General features: G+C 53.3%; 22 protein-coding genes. 12 read left to right on the forward strand and 10 right to left on the reverse strand.

Annotated elements, in window-relative coordinates; all coding sequences use genetic code 11:
• From DB48_RS13405 to hemC, 5 genes are all read right to left on the reverse strand, one after another.
• A partial coding sequence (locus tag DB48_RS13405) for a retention module-containing protein (RefSeq protein ID WP_160290150.1) occupies positions 1 to 1,574 on the reverse strand: 1,574 nt, incomplete at its 3' end.
• Between the two features lie 290 nt (positions 1,575 to 1,864).
• Entirely contained in the window at positions 1,865 to 3,031 is a 1,167-nt protein-coding gene (locus tag DB48_RS13410; RefSeq protein WP_041510745.1) for a heme biosynthesis HemY N-terminal domain-containing protein, read from the reverse strand.
• A complete protein-coding gene (locus DB48_RS13415; protein WP_041510746.1) occupies positions 3,028 to 4,170 on the reverse strand; it encodes a uroporphyrinogen-III C-methyltransferase in 1,143 nt (380 codons plus the stop codon). Before DB48_RS13415 ends, DB48_RS13410 begins: the two co-directional genes overlap by 4 nt.
• 54 nt (positions 4,171 to 4,224) lie before the next feature.
• The gene (locus DB48_RS13420) at positions 4,225 to 4,956 is read right to left on the reverse strand and encodes a uroporphyrinogen-III synthase (RefSeq protein WP_041510747.1); all 732 of its coding nucleotides are present in this window, start codon (positions 4,954 to 4,956) and stop codon (positions 4,225 to 4,227) included.
• Between the two features lie 2 nt (positions 4,957 to 4,958).
• Entirely contained in the window at positions 4,959 to 5,888 is a 930-nt protein-coding gene (gene hemC, locus DB48_RS13425; protein ID WP_041510748.1) for a hydroxymethylbilane synthase, read from the reverse strand.
• Between the two features lie 209 nt (positions 5,889 to 6,097).
• On the opposite strand from hemC, the gene DB48_RS13430 reads away from it, so the two are divergent.
• Positions 6,098 to 8,518, forward strand: a complete 2,421-nt coding sequence (locus DB48_RS13430; protein WP_041510787.1) for a class I adenylate cyclase — start codon at positions 6,098 to 6,100, stop codon at positions 8,516 to 8,518.
• A gap of 7 nt (positions 8,519 to 8,525) precedes the next feature.
• Here DB48_RS13430 and cyaY read toward each other — a convergent pair whose 3' ends face one another.
• A complete protein-coding gene (gene cyaY, locus DB48_RS13435; protein ID WP_041510749.1) occupies positions 8,526 to 8,858 on the reverse strand; it encodes an iron donor protein CyaY in 333 nt (110 codons plus the stop codon).
• Positions 8,859 to 9,390: 532 nt separating this feature from the next.
• Between cyaY and lptM the strand changes: the two genes are divergently transcribed.
• From lptM to DB48_RS13465, 7 genes are all read left to right on the forward strand, one after another.
• On the forward strand, positions 9,391 to 9,558 hold the full coding sequence (gene lptM, locus DB48_RS19940; RefSeq protein WP_082035639.1) for an LPS translocon maturation chaperone LptM: 168 nt from the start codon (positions 9,391 to 9,393) through the stop codon (positions 9,556 to 9,558).
• 5 nt (positions 9,559 to 9,563) lie between these two features.
• Positions 9,564 to 10,808, forward strand: coding sequence for a diaminopimelate decarboxylase (gene lysA, locus DB48_RS13440; RefSeq protein ID WP_041510750.1), 1,245 nt, complete (start codon positions 9,564 to 9,566; stop codon positions 10,806 to 10,808).
• Positions 10,809 to 10,845: 37 nt separating this feature from the next.
• A complete protein-coding gene (gene dapF / locus DB48_RS13445; RefSeq protein WP_041510751.1) occupies positions 10,846 to 11,685 on the forward strand; it encodes a diaminopimelate epimerase in 840 nt (279 codons plus the stop codon).
• Positions 11,682 to 12,320 (forward strand): DUF484 family protein, encoded by a 639-nt coding sequence (locus tag DB48_RS13450; protein WP_041510752.1) that lies wholly within the window; start codon positions 11,682 to 11,684, stop codon positions 12,318 to 12,320. The genes dapF and DB48_RS13450 overlap by 4 nt, the downstream gene beginning before the upstream one ends.
• 7 nt (positions 12,321 to 12,327) lie before the next feature.
• The gene (xerC, locus tag DB48_RS13455) at positions 12,328 to 13,221 is read left to right on the forward strand and encodes a tyrosine recombinase XerC (protein WP_041510753.1); all 894 of its coding nucleotides are present in this window, start codon (positions 12,328 to 12,330) and stop codon (positions 13,219 to 13,221) included.
• Between the two features lies 1 nt (position 13,222).
• The gene (locus DB48_RS13460) at positions 13,223 to 13,936 is read left to right on the forward strand and encodes an HAD-IA family hydrolase (protein ID WP_162484109.1); all 714 of its coding nucleotides are present in this window, start codon (positions 13,223 to 13,225) and stop codon (positions 13,934 to 13,936) included.
• A gap of 93 nt (positions 13,937 to 14,029) precedes the next feature.
• Positions 14,030 to 14,605 (forward strand): HupE/UreJ family protein, encoded by a 576-nt coding sequence (locus tag DB48_RS13465; protein WP_041510755.1) that lies wholly within the window; start codon positions 14,030 to 14,032, stop codon positions 14,603 to 14,605.
• Positions 14,606 to 14,654: 49 nt separating this feature from the next.
• On the opposite strand, the gene ric is transcribed toward DB48_RS13465, so the two are convergent.
• From ric to prmA, 4 genes are all read right to left on the reverse strand, one after another.
• Complete coding sequence (gene ric, locus DB48_RS13470; RefSeq protein WP_041510756.1) at positions 14,655 to 15,371, reverse strand: iron-sulfur cluster repair di-iron protein; 717 nt, start codon at positions 15,369 to 15,371, stop codon at positions 14,655 to 14,657.
• Between the two features lie 256 nt (positions 15,372 to 15,627).
• The gene (gene fis, locus DB48_RS13475) at positions 15,628 to 15,933 is read right to left on the reverse strand and encodes a DNA-binding transcriptional regulator Fis (protein ID WP_011864135.1); all 306 of its coding nucleotides are present in this window, start codon (positions 15,931 to 15,933) and stop codon (positions 15,628 to 15,630) included.
• A 17-nt stretch (positions 15,934 to 15,950) separates the two neighbouring features.
• Positions 15,951 to 16,919, reverse strand: coding sequence for a tRNA dihydrouridine synthase DusB (gene dusB / locus DB48_RS13480; protein WP_041510757.1), 969 nt, complete (start codon positions 16,917 to 16,919; stop codon positions 15,951 to 15,953).
• Positions 16,920 to 17,070: 151 nt separating this feature from the next.
• Entirely contained in the window at positions 17,071 to 17,952 is an 882-nt protein-coding gene (gene prmA / locus DB48_RS13485) for a 50S ribosomal protein L11 methyltransferase (protein WP_041510758.1), read from the reverse strand.
• Positions 17,953 to 18,309: 357 nt separating this feature from the next.
• Here prmA and DB48_RS13490 point away from each other — a divergent pair, with 357 nt between their 5' ends.
• The 4 genes from DB48_RS13490 (at position 18,310) to DB48_RS13505 (ending at position 22,642) form a co-directional block, all read left to right on the forward strand.
• On the forward strand, positions 18,310 to 19,032 hold the full coding sequence (locus DB48_RS13490; protein WP_041510759.1) for a fumarate reductase cytochrome b subunit: 723 nt from the start codon (positions 18,310 to 18,312) through the stop codon (positions 19,030 to 19,032).
• A gap of 156 nt (positions 19,033 to 19,188) precedes the next feature.
• Positions 19,189 to 19,860: a fumarate reductase cytochrome b subunit gene (locus DB48_RS13495; protein ID WP_041510760.1), complete on the forward strand. Its 672-nt coding sequence runs from the start codon at positions 19,189 to 19,191 to the stop codon at positions 19,858 to 19,860.
• 47 nt (positions 19,861 to 19,907) lie between these two features.
• Positions 19,908 to 21,914 (forward strand): fumarate reductase flavoprotein subunit, encoded by a 2,007-nt coding sequence (locus DB48_RS13500; protein ID WP_041510761.1) that lies wholly within the window; start codon positions 19,908 to 19,910, stop codon positions 21,912 to 21,914.
• A complete protein-coding gene (locus tag DB48_RS13505; protein ID WP_041510762.1) occupies positions 21,911 to 22,642 on the forward strand; it encodes a fumarate reductase iron-sulfur subunit in 732 nt (243 codons plus the stop codon). The genes DB48_RS13500 and DB48_RS13505 overlap by 4 nt, the downstream gene beginning before the upstream one ends.
• The last annotated feature ends 210 nt before the right edge of the window (positions 22,643 to 22,852 follow it).

Raw genomic sequence — 22,852 nt, forward strand, 5'->3', positions numbered from 1 at the left:
ACCTCGAAGCTTAAGGTGATGGTCTCACCTAGGGCGAGGAACTGCACATCACTGTTCAGGATGCTGTAATCCCAGCTGTCGCTGTCGACGCTGAAGCCATCGATGAGGCTCTGGATTTGGCCGGCGCTGAGTACGTTGGTCAGGTCACCACCGCTCCAGCTGATGTCATTGTTGTAGACCTCGGTGACGCTGTGGGTGTTGTTGACATCCACGTCGGTGAAGCTCAGTGCGCCGCTGTCGGTCAGGTTAGGGTTGCTGGCATCTTCTATTACGCCACCTAGGCCGTCAATTGTCAGTATTGGGAGATCGTTAGTACCCGTGATGGTAATGGTCAGTGGGACGAGTACCGCGTCGCCGTCGCTGTCGGTTAGCAGGTAATTAAAGGTTTCTGTTATTTGCTCACCGAGCGCAAGTGATTGTACTGAGTTGGAGCCATTGTTGAGTTGATAGCTATAGCTGCCATCGGCAAACAGGGTGAGTACCCCGAACTGGCCTTGGATGCTATTGGTATCACCAAGGTTGATGGAGGTGCCTTGGCTATTGGTGACGGCTGTAACCTGGGCTGAGTCTGCACCCAGGGTGTCGTTGACGAGCAAGTTGCCTGTTGCCACGGTAGCCGCATCTTCTGTGACGGCGTTACTGTCGGCGAGTCCTGTAGGTTGATCGTCGATAATATTGACTGTAATGGTACCTGTGGCGACAGCGCCCTGATTATCGATCAGTTCGATGTTGAACAGGAATTGCAGTTGATCGCCTGCGCTGTGATCGGCTGCGCTATTGAAAGCATAGTCGTAGGTAAATTGTCCCGATGCGCTGTCAAAGCCTGTAATAGTGAGGACACCGTTTGGAGTATTGATCACTATAGGACCGGCAAATTGGCCGCCACTAATGATGTTGATGCCATTAATGGTGAGGCTACTAATGCCTGCATCTGCTGCGGTTTGAATACTGTTGGCAAAACTGGTTAATAGGGCAGACGGTGAGCTGCCCTGCGCCAGGTTGGCCTCAAATAGCGAGAAGGTCGCAGAGGATACTGTTGGCGTGGGTTGAAGCTCGGGAATGATCACTTCTTCAACCGTGGTATCCGATGTCAGTGGGAAACCTGTTGTGTCCCAGCCCGCATCGGCAAGTGTCTCATCGCCGGCTCTGCCGACGGAGACGAAGTCGGATCCGCCTTCATTACCGCCAGTACCGGCTCCGGCCGCTGTTTCTGGCAGTCCTTGGGTCGGATCATCACCGGCTAGTATCTGGGCTTGCAGCGCGGCGATTTCGGGATCCAGAGCTACTGGCGTATCGGTTTCGGGCGCGGCGTCATTCTGTTGTCCCTGGCTGGTAGCATTGCTGAGCGTTGTGTCTTGATTAAGTGTATCTTGCATCAAGTTGGCTTGGGTCGTTGATGAGCCATCTTCATATTCAAGATTAAACTTAACATTGGGTGAAAATATAAGTTGCTCCCCGGCATGGATCAGGTCGCCTATTTTTACCTCTCTGATATTTCCTTGTTCATCTTTAACCTTGAGTTCGCCTACAAGGTTAACAACTACTGCATCCTGTGTTGTGATTGAAGCACCCATAATCATTTCTCGCTCTACTAAGTGTAAAATCAAGAGCAAAAGAGTTCTGTTTTGCGCTTGCTATTGGTATATCCACCTGGTTTATCTCTTTAAGTGTGGTTGGCATTGAATAGCTGTCAAATAGCGGCAATTAAGCGAAAAATAGGGGCAAATACAGTGTTTTGATAAAAGTACAACTAATTGATTGTTTTAGAGAGGGTTATATGGAAGGAAGCAAGTTGGGGACTCCTTTAAAAACAAAAAACCACCAGTGATGGTGGTTTCTTATCTAAAAACAGTATAAGAAAGCGTCAAAAAATTGCCGCTTTACGGTAATTTTGTAGCGCTTGATTCTGTTCTCCCAGGTGTTCGCAGGCCTCGGCAAGCGCCAACCAACGCTGTTTAGTGGGGGATTGTTGACAGACTCTTAACCACCATTTCTGTGACTCTCTGAACTCCTTGCTCTGATCATACAGGGCGGCGATACAGGCTTGGTATTCGGTCTGTTCGCCGAGTTTCTTCTCAAGTTCAAAAAGTTGCTTTCTTGCGTCGAGATCGGCGGGGGTTAACACCTGGGGAAGAGCGTCGAAGATCGCCTGCGTCGGCTGCTGTTTTGCCTGCTTCATCAAGAGCTTGATCGCCTCGTCTCTACGCTCGAATTTGGCCAGGCCCAGGGCATATTGTGCAATAAACTCGGTTTGTTTGCGTTCTGCACGGCTAAGCCAGTGCCAGGCTTTTTCTAATGCCTGTTCGTTCTGGCCGGCAGCTTGCCTGAGCAGGGCCAGATTCACTTCGGCGTTGAGCTGCTGATGCTCTGTCTCGTCGATAATCCCGCGCTTCTTAACTATGGGAAGCAACAGCTTGAGGGCTGACCAATCTTCCTGGGCACGGTAGAGATCGAGCGCCAACCCTAACACAGGCGGCTTACTCTTGCTGGTTGGATTGAGCTCGTCCAGCAGTGCGCGTGCCCGGCTGAGTTCACCCTGTTGTAGCAGGTATCTAACCCTAGTGGTGAGTACAGCCTTGTATGCGGCGGGGTCTTTTGCCGCCTCGTTGAGGTAATGGTCGCGGGCGTCATGATCATTTCTATGTTGGGCGGCGCGGGCTGCAGCTAATAGGTTCAAAGCCGGGATCTCACCCTTGTCAGCCCCGCGGGCCATGGCTTTCTCGGCGGTAGACCAGTCTTCTTCTGCCAACGCCAGGGCACCGGTCAGGGTATGTTTTCTGGCCGCCTTACGGCGCCACTTTTCCGGTAACAGACGGCTGTTTAGGACCAGGTTCACGCTCCAGACGACCAGCATTTCCAGCAAGACCAGGCCCACGTAAAACATGACGGCGGCAAACATGGCAAATACTAGGCTGGTTTCCAGTTCATAGTCGCCGATGGCGATATAGATATAGCCCTTTAGCCAGGACAGATAGGGGCTGGCGATTAACCCTATGATGACGATTACCAGGTAGATCAAGGCTCTTATCATAGCGATGTCTCCCGATCTTTAATCAGGCTGCCGTTTGAGACCAGTTGCTGTAGCAGCGGCGTGGTGGCAAATTGTTCTATGGTGGGCGACTGGATTTCCAGCGTGGCCAAGGCATCCAGGGCGGCCAGTGTCTGCTCGGTTTTGTTATCGTCGAGAGCGAAATACTGGAATATCCACTTTCTGGCGAGGGTTACCGACTGACGATAGTTCACCTGATCCTGACGGAATAGGGCCAACTGGGCCTGTAGGAGTTTATTGCGAATATTTTCAACAAGATACCATTGTTGATCGGGTGCCAATAGGGGAGCTGGATCAGTAGTGCGCTTGCGTATGATGACAAACTCTTCGATGAGTGCCTGCCAGGACTTGGCCAAGTTGGTCTGCCAGTCGTCGATAGACTCGGTGACTTGCAAGGAATCGTCTCTGGCGTTGATCTTGGATTCGCTACGGTTAACCTTTAGTTTCGGCAGGCGCTCAATGATGGTGTCTAGGCTAAGCACTGTGCCGGCGACATCGGTACTCTTGATGGCGGCGACATCGCTCATGTCCCGTGCCAGGGCTTTGCGGATCGGCGTCAGCGAAGGATCTTTCATGGTTTCGATGCGGTCGTCGGCGGCCTCTAACAGACTCAGCGCCGTCTGGGGATCTTTCTCTAACCAAAGTTTATTGCCTGCCATTCTGACCAGATACTTGGCCTCTTCTGCCATCCAATGATTAGGATTACGCTGAGCCAGTTTGTTGACCTGGTCCTGCACCTCACTCTGCTTAGCCTGTAGCTGGGCAAGTTTTTGATCAAATTGATTTTCTGAGGTGCGTTGCTGCTGTTCCAGATGGGTGATGCGGGTGCGCGGGTCGTCGAGACCCTGTTGCAACTGCTTAGCCAGCGCGGCCGTCTTTTCCTGTTGCTGGGTTAACTCCTGATACAGGTAGAAACCACCTGTTGCCGTGGCAAATAGGAGCAACAAGATAAATACCAGATTAAAGAGAAACCCCCAGGAAACCCCGCCGCTAGACTGAGGAGGCTTGGCCTCCTGAGGGGCCGTCGATTTGGCCTGTGGCGTCTCGGTAAAGGTCGCATCGATAGACTCATCGTGCTCTGTGGTGGCGACCGCTTTACTCTCTTGGGTATTTTTGTCCATTGGGCAGATCCTTGAAGACGAGGGCGACATCGGCGAGCAGCTGAGTAAGAAGGTTTAATCCTGTAAACCTAAGGCTGTGAGTACTGCGTCGCGGTTTGCTGCTTTTGCATTGGTGACCCGTGTAAAACCTGCCGCGATGGCTTGGTCATAGACACGTTCGCTGGGCACTATAATATGACATGCGTGCAGCCAAGCAAATAATTCTTTAGGTACAAGTGTAATTAGGTTAGCCAGAATTTCACCACTGGTAATGACTATGGTGTCAATCGCTTGCGCTTGCCATTCAAAGGCGGTGCTGGGATCGAATTCAGGGCAGGCGCGGCGATAGACCTCCCAGTAGTCCACCTGTGCCCCTCGCTCTGCTAGTGCACTAGCCAGGACTTCTCTGCCACCAACGCCTCTGACTATGGTGATCCGCTTAGCCGTTAAGGCCTGGAGTGAAGGTAAGGTGAGTAGGCCTTCGGTTTGCTGACAAGACTCGGGAGCCTCGGTGGCGGTAATGCCTTTGGCTTGCAGGGCGGCGTAGGTTGCCTGACCGACCGCAAAATATTGTTTATCCTTCGGCCAATCTGACGTTAGGGCAATATCGGCATACTCTACCGCGTTGGTGCTGATAAAGATGATGATATCAGACTGATGAAATAGCTTTTTCTTGTGCTCATGGTCGGCGGCGTCGTTAGCGACGACCTGAAGTAACGGCGCTATGGTAAAAGGCACGCCACGCTGTGACAATGCCTCGGCCATAGACTGATTGCGCCCTTCTGGGCGCGTCAGTAGTAGCTTCATTTTTACTTGGCGTATACCGCATCTAAGATGGCTTTGGCGCCTTTAGACAGCAGCTCATCGGCCAGTGCAATACCCAGCTGCTCCGCATCTTGCTTAGAACCGCTGGTCGCGCCGCGGATCACCTGGCTACCATCTGGGTTACCCACCAGGCCGCGTAGCGACAGGGTGTCGCCGTCGATTTCGGCGTAGGCGCCGATAGGTACCTGGCAGCCACCCTCAAGGCGAGTGTTCATGGCGCGCTCGGCGATGACACGATAGCGGGTTTCTGTATGTTCGAGTGGTGCCAACAGTGCCTTGACGCGCTCATCGTCGGTGCGGCATTCGATACCCACGGCGCCCTGGCCGTTAGCAGGTAGCGAGTCTTCCGCCGAGATAAAGCTGGCGATACGTTCCTCAAGTTTCAGGCGTTTCAGGCCTGCGGCTGCCAAGATAATGGCGTCGTAGTTACCGGCATCGAGTTTCGCCAGACGAGTGCCGACGTTACCGCGCAGGTCGCGAATTTCTAGGTCAGGACGTGCCGCACGGATCTGGCATTGGCGTCTCAGGCTCGAGGTGCCGACGATGGCGCCCTGTGGCAACTCTTCTATATTTTTATAGGTATTAGAGACGAAGGCATCACGTGGATCTTCGCGCTCGCAGATCACCTGCAGTCCCAGGCCTTCGGGGAAGTCGACCGGCACATCTTTCATCGAGTGCACGGCGATATCGGCCTTGCCTTCTAGCATGGCAACTTCCAACTCTTTAACGAACAAGCCTTTACCACCTACTTTTGCCAATGGTGTGTCCAGAATGACATCCCCTTTGGTGCTCATAGGTAGGAGTTCGACGACCAATCCCTCATGGGCTTTTTCTAGTTCGGCTTTAACAAATTCAGCTTGCCACATTGCCAGTGGACTTTTACGTGTAGCGATACGAATGACGTTTTGAGACATGCTCGATATTCCATCAGAGGCCATAGTTGCGCTAATGCTAACATTGCTTATTGCTATATGTAAGAAATGCCTGTCGATTCTTTGAAGTTCACCCGTTTACCGTTTTAGCGCCATGAGGAAAAAGTGTGATCCAGCTCTCATATACTTGCTGTTTTTGTCTAAGCTGTTAGCATGCTATAGGTGAGCTAAATTGACTAGGTTGCTTGAAATTGAAAGAGCAAGAGCATTTTATCGCAACGGCGGAGCGCTTAAACAAGGTACGTTTAGCACGTGCGCTTGCCATATTGACGCCCCTGCAGCGTCATTTGATGCAACTGATCCCTGTGCTGTTTCATTATCATCGTAGCGACTATCCCGGCTACAACGGCCCCATGACGCCTAGCGGCATATTCGAATACTTTCCCAGTGATGATGCCCTCGAGGCCTGCGACACCCTTGGGCTCAGCGAGCCACAGGTGATTCACCAGCAGCAGAGTGCCATCTATGGCGTCTATACCATGGGCAGCACCGCCAGTTTTGGCCAGAACCCTAAGAGTGATATCGACGTTTGGTTGGTGTATGACCCGACCCTGGCCGAAGATGAAATTGCCTCCCTGCAGGAAAAGTCCCAGCGACTGACGGCCTGGTTTGGCCAACATGACCTCGAAGTGAATATCTATCTGGTTCATCCGAAACAGTTTCTTGCCAGTAGTGGCGAAGGCGTATATCAGGCTGCCAGCCTCGGCTGTGAAAACAGTGGCAGTGTGCAGCACTGGTTGCTGCTCGAAGAGTTTTACCGCAGCCACATCTGCCTCGGCGGTAAGCGGGTCGCCTGGTGGCCGGGGGCGGAGGCGATAGAGAGTCATCTCTTCCTGGGCGACGTGAGTAACTTACCCGCCAGTGAGTACTTTGGCGCCTCCCTGTGGCAGCTCTATAAAGGACTGGATAAACCCCATAAGGCGCTGCTCAAGGTAATGCTGCTGGAGGCCTATGCCAGCGATTATCCCAATAGTAATCTGGTGACCACCCAGGTGTGGCAGCGCACCCTGGCAGGGGATTTTTCGGCCTTCAACGATGCCTATTTTCTGCTGTATCAATCGATCGAACATTATCTGGAATACAAGGGGGATAGGCGGCGCCTCGAGATTGTACGCCGGTGTTTCTATTTGAAATGTGGTATCAGGCTGACGGTCGTCGAACACCCTAAAGACTGGCGCTACTACAAGTTGCAGTCGCTAGTGACGCGTTGGGGTTGGTCTGACAATTTGCTGCGCACCTTAGATCAGTGCGCCAGCTGGCACTGTGGCCAGTTACAGTGGTTCAACGAACAACTCAATGAGTTGATGCTTGGCTGCTATCAGACCCTGCTGCAATTTGCCTCGGCCAACAAGCTGAGCGACAGCCTGAAGATCTCCGAGCTGGGCCTGTTGACCCGTAAGCTACACACCTATTTTAGTGAGGATGATAGGCAGATCATCAGCCTCAATCGGCTCTGGACGCGATCCGTGGCCGAGGCGCACCTGACGGTGATCTATAGCCACAACTCCAAGGAATATTACCTCTATCGCTGCACGCCAGAGTCGAAAAACTTCATGGGGAATCGCGCGGTATTCCACTCTCATAGTAAGGCTAAGTTATTGATTTGGGCCAGCCTGAATGGTGTGTCGACCGCTCAAACACAATGGTATGCCTTCGGCGAGGGTAAGGGGCGTGACAGGGCGCTCACCAAGGCGGCCAAGCGTCTGCCAACTATCATGTCGGAGCGTCGCTGGCGGGCATCCAAGCTGGATCTGTGTCAGCCATGGCATTTTCGCCAGCTGCTGTTTCTGATTAATTTTAATCGCGACGAGACCGAGTTGTGGCGGGGGCAGGAGATCATTTTCGACTACATGAATGCCAATATTTTCTCCATGGGGCGCCATCATAAAAACATGGTGCAGTCGTTGGATGTGATCTGCCAAAACAGTTGGGGAGAATGGCATTGCCATCACTTTGAAGGCAACGAGGCCATCTTAGATGCCCTGGTTCATATTACGCCCGGCATGCAGAGGGCGCCCCAGCCGGTGAAGGTGGATGTGGTGAGCTGTTCCAGCCGGTTGAGTTCGCAGATCGAGCGCAGCATCAGCCAGCTGGTTCACAGAGCAAATCGCATGTGTACCAAGGCGAAAACCTCGTCGACCATGGTGCATCCGCTTCAGGTGGGTGGCATTAAATATGGCCTGTTTTTCAACTCTAAGGGCATGGTGTATCAGGATCTGAGTGAGTCAACGGCCTTCTATCAGCGACTCTCCAAGCAACGTATGCTGGAGCTGCCGCGGCCGGATCTCGGCAACGAGCCTTTTAGTAAGATCCCTGAGGTGATCCAAGATTTTGCCGCCATAGGTGCGATTCAATACTTCCTGCGGTCGGGGAAGGAAGGGATAGACGTGTTTGTGCTCGATGAAAAAAATGAGCTGAATCATTATGTTCAGCCGGGGAATAACCTGGAGGAGCTGGTGAGTCAGGTGAGCCATCATCACGCCTTTGCCGACTCTTATCTGGATAACGAACGCTTTAATCTACCGCAGTTTTTCCGTCTGGTAAGAGTCGATGGCCGACTGGAGGCGCAGCCCTTTGGGGTCAACGCCGATGAGGCAGCCATCGAATTTTAACGCCGGATTATAGGCTCAGCGCTATACCACCCTGACGCAGGATAGAGGCGAGCACGAAGGGCATAAATTCGCCTGCATCGCTGCGCTCATCTAACCATTTGCCATCGACGTAAGAGAAATGGTATCCGCCAAACTGTGTCGCCACCCAGATCTGATGCAGGGGCTCTTGCTTATTGATGACGATCTTGGACTTGTCCTGAAACTCGAGTTGCAAAACATTGCCTGAGGCATCGATGTCGATATCGGCATCTTGCTCATCGATTGCGTTCTCTATGGCATCTTCAAGGGCGTTAAACATTTCGTCGGCGAGCTTATGGTACTCGGAATCTGTCATTGCCATCTGGGCATCCTTCAGTGGAGTGGGTTGTTGCAGAGCCCACATAGTAATACCAATTTTACTAAATATCTAACTTTGGCCAGGTCTGGGTGCAGTTAAGGTTTTTATGTGGAACAGGAGTTTCATTTACCACTCTGGGATAAGGGCTGGCTGCCCTTGGCACGAGAATGAATAAAAATATTCATATTCGGGGTTTTTAGTCTGGGTTAAGCTTGACGTTTTAACCCTATCTCTGCAAACATCAGATAGCCTCTATATTGATTGTGCAAGGGCGAGTCCCAAGCCGGGTGAGCACACTGTTTGATGGTGATAATGCCTGCCTGTACCGCTTAGGGAATTCGTTTTTTCCTGATGATGGCAGACATATGAAATATAGATTTTTATAGGCTTTAGCGGGGATTTATCCTGTTTGGGGTAAAAATCATCTTTTTCTCCCCTCTAGCCTAGATAGCGCATACAATCATGAGAAACATGATTAAAAAAGGTGCGGAGCCCTTGGCTACCGTGTGTGATCCCCTCGATACTGGAATGTCTGATGTTGAATAAGATGAAACCGATTTTGTTTATGTTGTTGGCGAGTGTTGTGCTGAGTGCCTGCGGACAGAAGGGGCCTCTGTACAAATCGCCAGAACAGGAAGACAACCAGAAGGCGCAGGTGGAACAGCCCACATCAGCAACCCAGCAGAAGAACAATAAGGACTAAGCCAAGTGGATCACTTTCTTTATCAACAAGACGAGCTCCATGCCGAGCAATGTGCCGTTGCCGAACTGGCCAACACCTATGGCACCCCCCTCTATATCTATTCGCGCGCGACGTTAGAGCGTCACTGGCATGCCTTCGATAAGGCGGTCGCCGACCATCCGCACATGATCTGCTATGCGGTAAAGGCCAACTCGAATCTGGCGGTGTTGAATGTGTTAGCACGGCTGGGCAGTGGTTTCGATATAGTCTCCGGCGGCGAACTCGCTCGAGTATTAGAAGCAGGTGGAGAGGCGAGTAAGGTGGTCTTTTCCGGCGTCGGCAAGACGGTTGCCGAGATGGAGATGGCGCTGGAGGCGGGGATCTACTGTTTTAACGTCGAGTCGGCCGCTGAGCTTGAGCAGCTAAACGAGGTCGCCCTGAGGCTGGGTAAGGTCGCGCCTGTGTCGCTGCGGGTGAACCCTGATGTGGACGCCGGTACCCATCCCTATATCTCCACCGGTCTTAAAGAGAATAAGTTTGGCATCGCCATGGAGGAAGCCGAGGCGATCTTCCTGCGGGCCAATACATTAGCTGGCTTGGCGGTGAAGGGCGCCGATTGTCATATCGGTTCACAGCTGACCGAATTGCAACCCTTCCTCGATGCCATGGATCGCATGTTAGCCCTTATCGACCGCCTGGCAGAGCAGGGCGTTAAGATTGCTCATCTTGATGTGGGCGGCGGCTTGGGCGTGACCTATGATGGTGAACAGCCGCCTGAGCCAAGTGCCTATGCTAGTGCCTTACTGGCCAAGCTCGCGGGACGCGACCTGAAACTCATCTTCGAGCCGGGGCGCGCCATCGCCGCAAATGCCGGTATCTTTGTGACTCAGGTGCTCTATCTGAAAGAGAATGCCGATAAGAATTTTGCTCTGGTCGACGGTGCGATGAACGACCTGATCCGTCCTTCCTTGTATAGCGCCTGGCAGAAGATCATTCCCGTGGTGCCTCGCCCGGGTGAGACCCGTCATTATGACGTGGTGGGCCCAGTGTGTGAGACTGGCGACTTCTTAGGTAAAGACAGGGCGCTCAATATCGCCGCAAACGATCTTCTAGCGGTGCGCTCGTCGGGCGCCTATGGCTTTACCATGGCATCAAATTATAACTCCCGTCCTCGCGCCGCCGAGGTGATGGTGGATGGCGATCGTCATTATTTGGTGAGAGAGCGAGAAAAAATCGCTCAATTGTGGCAAGGTGAACAACTCCTCCCTTAAGCAAGGGAGGCCGGTTATTTATTGAAGGAAAACACTTTTGATCCATTTCACCAAGATGCATGGTTTAGGCAATGACTTTATGGTGGTCGATGGCGTGACGCAGAATGTCTATTTCTCGCCCGAGCAGATAAAGCGCTTAGCGGATCGCAATTTCGGCATAGGTTTCGATCAGCTTCTGTTAGTGGAGCCGCCTTATGATCCTGACCTGGACTTTCACTATCGCATCTTCAATGCCGATGGTAGCGAAGTCGAACAGTGTGGCAACGGCGCCCGCTGTTTTGCACGCTTCGTCAAGAGCAAAGGGCTGATCCATAAGCAGAAGATTAAGGTCAGCACCTCATCGGGCAAGATGACCCTGAGGCTGGAGCGCGACGGTAGCGTCACGGTCAACATGGGTATCCCTGTGCTCGAACCCAGCAAGATTCCTTTCAACGCCAAGAAGGCGGAAAAGACCTACCTGTTGCAGGCCGAGCAGCCAGAGGGGATGCAAACCTTCTTGTGTGGCGCCGTGTCTATGGGTAATCCCCACTGCGTGCTCGAGGTCGATGACGTGGCGAATGCTGAGGTCGAGCGGATCGGTGCCTTGCTGACCAAGCATGAGCGTTTCCCCAAGGGGGTGAACGTGGGCTTCATGCAGGTGGTCGATGCAAACCATATTAAACTTAGGGTATATGAGCGCGGCGCGGCCGAAACCTTGGCCTGTGGAAGCGGTGCCTGTGCGGCCGTGGTCGTGGGGCAGTTGCAAGGCAAGCTGGCCAGGCGCGTGCGGGTCGACCTGCCCGGTGGTAGCTTAACCATTAATTGGGAAGGCGAGGGTAAGCCCCTATGGATGACGGGGCCTGCTGAACATGTATACGATGGACAGATACAGCAATGAATGATGCGATGAACAAAAAAGCCGAGTTGCCCTTCGATGAAGTCTTGATCCGCGAGTATCTGCTCGACAATCCCGACTTCTTCGCCCGCTACCCAGAGTTACTACTCGCGATGCGAATCCCCCATGAGCAGCGCGGCGCCGTCTCTCTGGTGGAGCGTCGCCAGGAGATGCTGAGAGCCAGGGTGACGCAACTCGAAGAGGAGATCACCTCGCTACTGGCCATGGCCTCGCGTAACGAACAGATCTATATGTTCAATACCGCCTTGTCGCTCAAGCTGTTGCAGGCCGAAGACCTGGGCGACTTGAGACAGATATTGTCGAGCGAATTACAACAGCAGTTTCAGTTTACCCATGTGCGACTGATCACCGTTCATGATATCGACAGCGAATTGTCGAATATCTGGAGTGAGCGCCTGAAACAGGGTTACTATTTTGGCCGACTCACTCAAACCGAATCCAAGCGCTTGTTTGGCTGTGAAGTGGGCTCGGTGGCGCTGTCTCGCCTGTCACAGCAGTGTGGTCAGGTGATCTTTGCCATCGCCAGCCAGGACCCTATGCATTTTCATCCCGAAATGGATAACCTCTTGCTGGATCAGTTAAAACAGTTGCTCGATCACCTGCTACCTAAGTTGTGATATCGCTATGTCTGTCGACTGGGTGAAGGAATTTGTCTCTTTTCTGGCGAACGAGCGGCAGCTCTCTCCCCACACGGTCAGAAATTATCGCTTCGAGCTCGACCGGCTCGGCGAGCTCTTACCTCAAGATCTTGCCTGGGGCGAGGTGAGTGACGAGCAGCTGCAAGCCGTGCTCAATAAGCTGCACCGTAAGGGGCTCGGGCCTCGCTCAATCGCCCTGACGCTTTCGGCCCTTAAGCAGTTTTGTCACTATCTGCTGCAAGAGGGCTATATCAGTAAAGATCCCAGCCTTAACCTCAGCGCCCCCAAACAGCAAAAGCCCCTGCCTAAGAACATGGATCTCGACTCTGTGACCCATCTTCTGGCTATCGAGGGAGACGATCCTTTAGCGCTGCGAGACAAGGCGATCATGGAGCTGTTCTACTCATCCGGCTTGCGCCTGGCGGAATTGGCGGCCCTGGATACCCGGGATATTGCCAGCGGTGAGCATCAGGTGAAAGTCATGGGTAAGGGCAGCAAGGAGCGTATCGTGCCCATAGGTAGCATGGCGCTGACTGCCATCGACGACTGGCTCAAGGTGCGAGCAAGCCTGCCCTGTGAGGACGATGCCCTGTTTGTGACCGCCAAGGGTAAACGCCTCGCCCACCGAAGCATTCAGGCCAGGCTAAACAAGTGGGGTCAGCAGCAGGGGTTAAATGCCCGGGTGCATCCCCACAAACTGCGTCACTCCTTCGCGACTCACATGCTGGAATCCAGTGCCGATCTCAGGGCGGTGCAGGAACTGCTTGGCCACGCCAACCTGTCGACGACTCAGGTCTATACCAGCCTGGATTTTCAACATCTTGCCAAGGTCTATGACGGCGCCCATCCTAGGGCCAAGAAGCGAGGTGGCAATGGTTAGTGTGGCCATAGGTCTGCGCCCCTTCAAGGCGATCAGCTTCGACCTGGACGATACCCTGTATGACAATCGGCCCATCATCATGACGGCCGAGAGGCGCCTGCTGAGCTACCTGGCCGAGAAGCATCCGGTAACCCAAGATTGGGGCCTGGACGACTGGCAGGCCTTGAAGCGCCAGCTTATCCAGCAAGCGCCCATGTTGGCCCATGACACCTCGGCCGCGCGTCTGGCGACGCTGGAGCAGGGATTGATGACCTTAGGTTATGCCAGGAAAGTCGCAGCAGAGGCGGCGCAGCAGGCCTTAGCCTATTTTGTGGAGCAGCGCTCAGACTTTAGGGTCCCAGCTGAGGTGTTGGCACTGCTCACCAGGTTGGCCGAATCTTATCGATTGGTGGGGATCACTAACGGCAATGTGGACGCTCATCGCATTGGTTTAGGCGAGCTATTTGAGTTTGTTCTGCACCCAGGCAATGGCACCCGCATGAAACCCTATCCCGATATGTTCTACCAGGCCTGTCATCGGCTCGATATCGATTGTGATCAGCTCTTACACCTGGGCGATAGCTTTAAGGCCGATGTTCAGGGGGCGCGCCGAGCGGGGTGTCAATCTGCCTGGCTCAACCCTGCGGTCGGACGGGAGCCACAGAAAAACGCCCAGGGGCAACTCCCTCATATTACCTGTAGCAGTTTGGACGTTCTCCTAGCGCTTATTGACTAGGGCACTTATTTATACTTTTTAGCTAGGCGTCACAGTCCATTAATCTTATTTCCTCTATTGTCAGCGCTATCATTTCAAGGATAGAGAGGACTCATGCGTACAAGGTTACTTCCCCTATTGCTGCTGGCGTGGACAACGCCGGTATTTGCTCATGGCATCACTCATGGTGCCGGCTTCATGACAGGCTTTAATCATCCCGTATTGGGCTTTGACCACCTCCTGGCCATGCTTAGCGTGGGCCTGTTGAGTACTCAGCTGGGTGGGCGAGCGATCTGGACCGTACCGCTGGCCTTCATGGCCTTCATGCTATTTGGCGGAATACTGGGACTCTATGGGGTAGAGCTGCCACTGGTGGAGTTGGGGATTGCCTTGTCTGTATTGCTGCTTGGTCTGGCGATCGCCTTAGGGCGACAGATTCCGCTGCTGCTCGCCATGGGATTTGTCGGGCTGTTTGCCATCTTTCATGGCCACGCTCACGGTGCCGAGATGCCGGCGTTAGCCAGCCCAGTGCTCTATGCGTTAGGTTTCCTCACTGGTACTGCGGTGATCCATTTGTTAGGCGTGGCGCTCGGCATCATAATGCAACACCTTAGCCGTAAGCTGCCGCTTCTGCGCCTCAGCGGTGGTGTGATTGCCTTGGTGGGTGGTTACCTGATCGCCGGATTTTAAAGGCTTGGTATAGCGGGGCTCCGATGGCAGAGCCCCGAGAGAAGCCCTTTTAAATAGCCAGGGTCTTAGGGAAAAGGATGTTGTTCTCGATATGGATATGCTGGTGCAGATCGGCGACAAACTCTTTTAGGCTGGCATAGCAGATACGCCAGGTGGTACAGGCGTGTGCCGGCGGGGTAAAGTCGTTAGTGAGGGCTCTCAGGCGCTCGACGATCTCGCTGGCCTCATCATGCTCATGTTCCATCGCGTTGATGGGGTTGCCTATGTGACCAAAGCAGCCGCTGACCTGTTCGCCATTGGCCATGGCGCGGATAGCCGGGAACAGGATCTGTTCCTCCTTCATCAGATGGGGCATGAGATCTTCTATCAGGGCACGCACCCAACCCGCAAAGGGTTTGATCTCGTCATAATGTTCGCCATGGGCGCGTACCATCTTCTGGCTATATTCGATCAGCAGGGGGGCTTTCTCACGAACATAGTCATGATGGGTCGTCTCGATATAGTCGATCAACTCGGCGAGAGGGAGTTGATTCAGACTATCTTCCTGCATCCCTTCAGCCTTAACCGCCTGGAGCGCCGCCTCTACCTCAACCAGTGCTATGCCCGCTCGATCACAGGCCTTTGCCAGGGTGCGCTTGCCGCCACAGCAGAAATCGATGCCAAATTGGCTAAATACATGGGCACGGCGAAAGTCGCCAGCCACTAAGCTGCCAACCGTCTCGTCGGCAAATTCTGAGGCCAGTGGGGACTGTGTAGATAAAGACATGGTGACTCCAACATTAAAAAGATGTATTTAATAAGCGTGTTTTTGATGGTAGAGAGATTGCCGATTAAATTCAACGTAAACTTGAGTAATTTAGTCGGGTTTGTTGAGGCAGATCATGATTTGTGCGCTAAGGCGCTAGCACGAGATGGTGGAATAGAATGAAGGCTCGTACGGTTGGGCTTGCATTAAGTGGCTGAAAGCAAAACGGGCTCACCATTGCTGGTGAGCCCGTTTAATACAGCTAACTAAGAAGGTCTTAGTTCATGCCGTATTTCTTTAATTTCTTACGCAGAGTACCACGGTTGATACCTAGCATGTTGGCAGCACGAGTCTGGTTGCCACGGGTGTGTTGCATGATGATATCTAGTAGAGGTGCTTCAACTTCACATAACACCATTTCATAAACTTCTTCGGCTTCCTGGCCGTCCATTTGAGCGAAAAAGTTAGTTACCGCACGCTTCACTGCGTCACGAAGTAACTGAGGCTTGATAGTGCCGTTAGCGGTTTCGATTTTGCCTACGGTAAGCTGATGAGCTTCTGGTTGAGTTGTCTGATCAAACATTCGTATTCTGCTCTTTATTAATTCTTTACTAATTCATCAAAATAACGCTCCAACATGGAACGTTGTTCTTCAACAGTTTCCAGCCGATTGAAGTCGGCTCTGAAAGATCTCTGCGCTTCTTGGTCCAGATACCATCCAACATGCTTTCTGGCGATACGTAACCCTTTGTATTCACCATATAATGCATATAAATTCTTGAGGTGTTCCAGCATCACTTGACGCTTTTCGTCCACTTCAATGGGCGCTAGCTTATTACCTGTTTCCAAGTAATGTTGGATCTCTCTGAATAGCCAAGGTCGTCCTTGAGCGCCTCTTCCTATCATCACGGCGTCTGCCCCCGTATAGTCCAGCACGTGACGTGCCTTCTCTGGAGTGCAGATATCGCCATTTGCGACAACTGGAATAGAGACATTCTGTTTAATCGCACGAATCGTGTCGTACTCGGCATCGCCTTTGTACATGCATTGTCGCGTACGGCCATGGACCGCGAGCGAGGCAATGCCACAATCTTGCGCAATTTGGGCTATCTGAACGCCATTTCGGTGTTCTGGTGCCCAACCTGTGCGAATCTTCAGGGTGACGGGTACATCCACAGCGGCAACGACAGCCTGTAAAATTGCTTTTACCTGCTCTGGTTGCTGCAGTAGTGCCGAACCTGCCAACTTCTTATTCACTTTCTTTGCAGGACACCCCATGTTGATATCGATGATCTGTGCGCCCTGTTGTACGTTGACAACGGCGGCATGGGCCATCATATCGGGGTCGGCACCTGCAATTTGTACTGAGCGAATCCCATCTTCACCAGCGTGTGCCATGCGCTGTCGGCTCTTGTCTGTGTCCCACACCTCGGGATTAGACGAAAGCATCTCCGATACGGCCAGGGCGGCACCGTAGCGTAAACAGAGATTTCGGAAGGGTTGGTCGGTGACTCCTGCCATAGGAGCCACGATCAGCTGATTCTTCAGTTGATAGGGTCCAATCTGCATTAATCATTACACCTTGCGCTTCAAAGGGGCGCTATAGTACGCCTTTTTCAAGCCGGTGAAAAGGTCAATAAATGACCTGAGAGCAACTTTTTTGCTTGACTTTTGCGAGCTGAGAAGTCTGTGGCGGCCTTGCGGCCGCTGGCTTTTACCCCTATTTACGTCTGCCTGTCAAGCGGCTCCAATCTTCTTTGTGAGCTGGTGCGTCCATGTCGAACCACTGGGCATAATGCTGGCTGATCTCGTCGGCTTGTTCCTTTAACAGACCAGAGAGTGCGAGCAAGCCGCCCGGTTGTACTTTTTCGGCGATCAGCGGTGCCAGTTCGCGTAGCGGGCCGGCAAGGATGTTGGCAACCAAGACTTCCGCCTTAAGATCGGCCGGTTGGTCCTCTGGCAGGTACAAGGCTAGCTTGTCGGCCACATGGTTACGTTCGGCGTTAGCCTTAGAGGCCTCGATCGCCTGGTAGTCGATGTCGATACCGGTAACCTTGGCGGCGCCCAGCTTGAGCGCTGCGACGGCGAGAATGCCTGAACCACAGCCAAAATCGATCGCCTCTTTATCTTTTAGGTCTAGGCTGTCCAACCATTCGAGGCACAGGGCCGTGGTTGGGTGGGTGCCGGTACCGAAGGCCAGGCCGGGATCCAGCATGACGTTGACTGCGTCTGGGTCGGGGACTTCGCGCCAGCTTGGGCAGATCCATAGGCGACGACCAAATTGAATGGGGTGGAAGTTGTCCATCCACTCTCTTTCCCAGTCTTTGTCTTCGACCTGTTCTATCTTGTGGCTAAAGTCTGCGCCTAAATAAGGCTGTAGCTTAAGCATCTCCACCACAGGCGCCAGATCATAGTCTGCCTCGAACAGGGCGGTGATCACCGTATGGCTCCATAGCGGAGTCTCGCCCAGGTTAGGCTCGTAGATCGGGGTGTCTTTACCATCTTCGTAGGTGATCGACAGCGAACCCAGCTCCATCAGCATGTCGCTGAGTTGCTCGGCGTGTTGGTTATCTGTGTCTATCTTTAACTGGATCCAGGCCATGGGATCTTCTCTCTAAGGTCAATATAAGTTCAATAATGGCCCTATTGTAAACCAAGCCTAAGGCAAAGGCCGAGGAATCTGTGCTGAAACTGAGATTTGAGGGAATTAGCATCTAAATTCAATTGGTTATTTTTACCGATTTGTCATTGATTGTATTGTTTGAAATGGTTGTTTAAATTACTGATTAATAGTGGTTAATTGGTTTTACCTTTGTTTTGTTGTTGGCATATTGTTTGTGATCGGCGTCAAATGTTCTACCTTGGCATGGTGAGGTGTCTCACGCTTTTTAGGCATCCGTATAGGCAGCTCAAAACTTGTTGGTATGGTGTAGATCCCGAGACTAGGCGCAGAAAGATCATGAAGGTTAACAGCTTGCAGTACCAACACACACATTACGCTGCTTTGGGCAGTCCCTGGTCGGCCAAGGCTGACAGAATACAGAGTGCCACCGGCATCTTACTGGGATGTTTCCTGTTGGCGCATCTGCACTTCGAGTCGAGCATCCTCTTTGGTAAAGAGACCTTCTATCAGGTGGTGCAGTTTCTCGAAGGCGGCATGTTTAGCAGTGATGGCCATGGCATGCCGATAGTGACCAAGGTATTTTCCATTTTTATCATGGTGGTGGTGATGCTGCATGCGGCGGTGGCTCTGCGTCGCTTCCCGGCGCAGCTGGGCCAATGGCGCGCACTGCGTAATCACATGCAGGGGATTAAACATAAGGATAGCCATGCCTGGTTCTGGCAGTTGGTCACGGGCTTCATCCTGTTTTTCCTGGCGCCTGTGCATATCTTTACCATGATCACCAACCCAGAAATTGGTCCGCACCTGTCGGCCGAACGCGTCTATCACGCCAATGCCTGGCTGCTGTATGCCCTGTTGCTGCCCGCCGTGGTGGTGCACGCCATGATCGGCCTGTACCGCGTGGCGGTGAAGTGGGGACTGATCCGTCATCGCAAGGGACTGAGAAAGGCGATCAAGGTCTTGATCATCTATCTGATGACGCTTGGGATCCTCAGCCTTATCTCTTACATCATGATAGGCAGATCACTGGTGTTGCCAATTACGCCGTTTGTGCCTTAACTGTGTAGGCGCGAGATAGATTAGCAAACTATAAAGTATAGGGTTTTGTTTTGATCTATCTCACGGTTTTTGTTGGGTTTGTGAGCGACATTATGGCTAACTATTTTTAGCTTTTGCACTGTCTTGCCCCTTATCCCACTATTCACAGGAGTGCCTATGTCGCTGGCGAAGAAAAATAATAATGTAAGCGGTTGGCTCGATATGAGTCAGAGTGTCTCGGGCGTCATCTTGGCACTGTTTCTCTGGACACATCTGGTATTGGTTTCCTCGATCCTCCTGGGAGCTGATGCCATGACCTTTGTGGCGCGCACCATGGAGCTGAGTTTTCTCAGCGCCGATGGTCATGGCTATCCCTGGGTGGTGTCGGGTATCGCCATCATAGTGGCGTTATTGGCCTTGATACATGTCCTGGTTGCGGTTCACAAGATGCCGCTTAACCTGCAGCAGCAGCGGGCGCTACGTCAGCAGATGAGCGTGATCCACCACGACGATACCAAGCTGTGGGTGTGGCAGGCGATCACCGGAGTGGGCATCTTCCTGCTGTTGCCTGTGCATCTGTGGTTGATCGGTAGTGCACCAGAAACCATAGGTCCGGTTGGCAGCGCCGATCGTATCTGGAACCAAGGGGTTTGGATGGTCTATCTGCCGCTGCTCTTGTGCGTCGAGTTACATGCCGCCATCGGCATCTATCGTGTGGCCATCAAGTGGGGAGCAAAACGCGCCATCGATGCCCGCGCCCGAATTAGAAAAATAAAAACCATAGTGAGTGTGGTGTTTGTGGTCATAGGTCTGGCGTCTCTGCTCGCCTTCCTGCCCTACGCCAGCTAATCACTTAGAAGCTAAATTTGATCTCTTATCCCTCGTAAGGAGCAAGTGTGAAACTGATATATACCGATTCTTTAGTCGTGGGCGCAGGACTGGCCGGACTGAGGGTCGCCATAGCCTCGAAGGAACGCGGCCTGGATACCCTGGTGCTGTCATTGATCCCCGCTAAGCGTTCTCATTCGGCCGCGGCCCAGGGCGGCATGCAGGCCAGCCTGGGGAATACCGTCAAAGGCATGGGAGATGATGAAGACGTCCATTTCCAGGATACGGTAAAGGGATCGGACTGGGGCTGTGATCAGGAAGTGGCGCGCATGTTTGCGCATTGTGCGCCCAAGGCGGTGCGTGAGCTGGCAAACTGGGGCGTGCCCTGGACGCGAGTCACCAAGGGGCCACGACAGGTGGTGGTGAATGCCGAGAAGGTCACCATCGAAGAAGCCGAAGAGGCCCATGGCCTGATCAACGCCCGTGACTTCGGCGGCACCAAGAAGTGGCGTACCTGTTATACCGCAGACGGTACCGGCCATTCGCTGCTTTATGCCGTCGACAACAAGGCGATTTCACTCGACATTCCTGTGCACGAGCGAGTAGAGGCGCTGGCGCTGATCCACGATGGCAAGCGTTGCCATGGGGTGGTGGCCAGATGCCTTATCACGGGTGAACTGCGTGCCTATGTGGCCAAGTCCACCACCATAGCCACCGGCGGTTATGGCCGTATCTACGAGGTGTCTACCAATGCGATCATCTGCGAGGGGATAGGCCAGGCGTTGGCGCTGGAAACCGGCGTGGCGACACTGGGTAATATGGAGGCGGTGCAGTTCCATCCGACCGCCATCGTGCCCGTGGGGATCCTGACCACAGAAGGTTGCCGTGGTGACGGCGGCCTGCTCAGAGACAAAGATGGCCATCGTTTCATGCCCGACTATGAGCCGGAGAAGAAAGAGCTAGCCTCGCGGGACGTGGTGTCTCGCCGCATGACAGAACATATGCGCAAGGGTAAGGGGGTCGATAGCCCATACGGGCCACACCTCTGGCTCGATATCACCCTGCTGGGGCGCAAGCACGTGGAGACCAATCTGCGTGAGGTGAAGGAGATCTGTGAGAACTTCCTCGGCATAGATCCCGCCGAAGATTGGATCCCTGTGCGTCCAACTCAGCACTATTCTATGGGCGGTATACGTACCGATGCCAAGGGACAGAGTCCTCAGCTAAAAGGCCTGTTCAGTGTGGGTGAAGCCGCCTGCTGGGATATGCATGGCTTCAACCGTCTGGGGGGCAACTCGTTGGCGGAAACCGTGGTGGGCGGCATGATTATCGGCAAGTATGTCGCCGATTTCTGCGAGGAGAACACACTCGAGATAGATACCGCACTGGCCGAGCGTTTCGTGGCTCAGGTGCGCGATGAGATAGACAGCCTAGTCGAAGGCCAGGGCAGTGAGTCGGCCTATGAGCTTAAGCGCGAGATGCAGCGCATCATGATGGATTACGTGGGGATCTTCCGTAATGGTCCTGAGCTGACCAAGGCGGTCGAGGAGTTGGAAGCCTTGCTGCTCCGTTCGCGTAACCTCGGCCTTAAATGCAAGAAGCGTCATGCCAATCCAGAGCTGGTGGAGGCGCTGAGGGTCAAGCGTATGATCAAGGTGGCGTTGACGGTGGCCTGCGGCGCCGAGGCGCGCACCGAGAGTCGCGGCGCCCATGCCCGCGAAGACTATCCACAGCGTAACGATAAAGAGTGGCTCAACCGCACGCTTTCTTCCTGGCCGAGCGCCGATGCAACGCGCCCGCAGCTGGATTATGAAGCGCTCGACGTGATGAAGATGGAGCTGCCGCCTGGCTATCGTGGCTATGGTATCAACAATGCCATCGCCCATCCGGATACCGAGAAGCGTGAGAAACAGATCGCCGAGATCTTGAGTAACCTGGGAGAAGAGGCCGATCGTCACGAGCGCCAGCACGCCTTGATGCCGTTCGAGGTACCAGAATCCCTTAGAGAGAAGAATGAGCGTTTGCATGATAAGCCGCTCGGAAACAGTCAGCAGCTTGGAGAAGAGAGCAAATGAGTCAGGGTCGTACACTAACCTTTAATATCTTCCGTTATGATCCTCAGGTGCCGGACGATAAGCCTAAGATGGTGAAGTATCAGCTGGAAGAGGCGCCGGGCATGACGGTGTTTATCGCGCTCAACATGCTGCGGGAACAGCAGGATCCCTCGCTGCAGTTCGACTTCGTCTGCCGCGCCGGGATCTGTGGCAGCTGCGCCATGGTGATCAACGGCTATCCCACCTTGGCCTGCCGCACCCTGACCAGCAAGTATCCCAAGGGCGAGATCACCCTGATGCCGCTGCCGGGCTTCGAGCTGATCGGCGATCTCTCGGTCAACACGGGCAAGTTTATGCGCGAACTGGCGGAGCGTCTCAAGCTGTGGCTGCATCCGAGAAACGACGAGGTCGACATTCATCGCATCGAGGCGCCCATGGATCCCGAGGAGGCGGCCAAGCTCTATGAGCTGGAGCGTTGCGTCGAATGCGGTGTATGTGTCTCGGCCTGTGCCACCAAGCAGATGCGCGACACCTTCGTCGGCGCCGTGGGCATGATGAAGATCGCCCGCTTCGAACTCGACAGTCGCGATGCCCGCAGCGTGGAAGACTTCTACCATGTGATCGGTAATCAGGATGGGGTGTTTGGTTGTATGACCCTGCTGGGCTGTCAGGACAACTGCCCTAAGGATCTGCCCCATATGCAGCAGATCGCCTACCTCAGACGCAAGATGGCGACCGCCTTGGTCTAAAGGCTCTAAGCCGATAGTGCTAAAGCGTCTGCGTAATACCTAAAGAAGCCTGCCCATGCAGGCTTTTTTATTGTCTCTCTGTCTGCCTTTTATCAAAAATATTTTGATAAAGGTAAGGTTTTTAGCCAGTCTATGCTTAACTGAAGCGAATAAAAAAGGGCTCTTAAAAAGGGGCTCATTAAGTGAGGCGCACAAAAGAGAAGCTTCGCG

This window comes from Shewanella sp. cp20 (assembly GCF_000832025.1).
Lineage (GTDB): Bacteria > Pseudomonadota > Gammaproteobacteria > Enterobacterales > Shewanellaceae > Shewanella.

What these genes read in the sequence shown, in the direction of transcription:
- DB48_RS13410 (WP_041510745.1), bottom strand. Translation starts at nt 3,031, where the DNA reads ATGATAAGAGCCTTGATCTACCTGGTAATCGTCATCATAGGGTTAATC.
- DB48_RS13415 (WP_041510746.1), bottom strand. Translation starts at nt 4,170, where the DNA reads ATGGACAAAAATACCCAAGAGAGTAAAGCGGTCGCCACCACAGAGCAC.
- DB48_RS13420 (WP_041510747.1), bottom strand. Translation starts at nt 4,956, where the DNA reads ATGAAGCTACTACTGACGCGCCCAGAAGGGCGCAATCAGTCTATGGCC.
- hemC (WP_041510748.1), bottom strand. Translation starts at nt 5,888, where the DNA reads ATGTCTCAAAACGTCATTCGTATCGCTACACGTAAAAGTCCACTGGCA.
- cyaY (WP_041510749.1), bottom strand. Translation starts at nt 8,858, where the DNA reads ATGGCAATGACAGATTCCGAGTACCATAAGCTCGCCGACGAAATGTTT.
- lptM (WP_082035639.1), top strand. Translation starts at nt 9,391, where the DNA reads ATGTTGAATAAGATGAAACCGATTTTGTTTATGTTGTTGGCGAGTGTT.
- DB48_RS13450 (WP_041510752.1), top strand. Translation starts at nt 11,682, where the DNA reads ATGAATGATGCGATGAACAAAAAAGCCGAGTTGCCCTTCGATGAAGTC.
- xerC (WP_041510753.1), top strand. Translation starts at nt 12,328, where the DNA reads ATGTCTGTCGACTGGGTGAAGGAATTTGTCTCTTTTCTGGCGAACGAG.
- DB48_RS13465 (WP_041510755.1), top strand. Translation starts at nt 14,030, where the DNA reads ATGCGTACAAGGTTACTTCCCCTATTGCTGCTGGCGTGGACAACGCCG.
- ric (WP_041510756.1), bottom strand. Translation starts at nt 15,371, where the DNA reads ATGTCTTTATCTACACAGTCCCCACTGGCCTCAGAATTTGCCGACGAG.
- fis (WP_011864135.1), bottom strand. Translation starts at nt 15,933, where the DNA reads ATGTTTGATCAGACAACTCAACCAGAAGCTCATCAGCTTACCGTAGGC.
- dusB (WP_041510757.1), bottom strand. Translation starts at nt 16,919, where the DNA reads ATGCAGATTGGACCCTATCAACTGAAGAATCAGCTGATCGTGGCTCCT.
- prmA (WP_041510758.1), bottom strand. Translation starts at nt 17,952, where the DNA reads ATGGCCTGGATCCAGTTAAAGATAGACACAGATAACCAACACGCCGAG.
- DB48_RS13490 (WP_041510759.1), top strand. Translation starts at nt 18,310, where the DNA reads ATGAAGGTTAACAGCTTGCAGTACCAACACACACATTACGCTGCTTTG.
- DB48_RS13495 (WP_041510760.1), top strand. Translation starts at nt 19,189, where the DNA reads ATGTCGCTGGCGAAGAAAAATAATAATGTAAGCGGTTGGCTCGATATG.
- DB48_RS13505 (WP_041510762.1), top strand. Translation starts at nt 21,911, where the DNA reads ATGAGTCAGGGTCGTACACTAACCTTTAATATCTTCCGTTATGATCCT.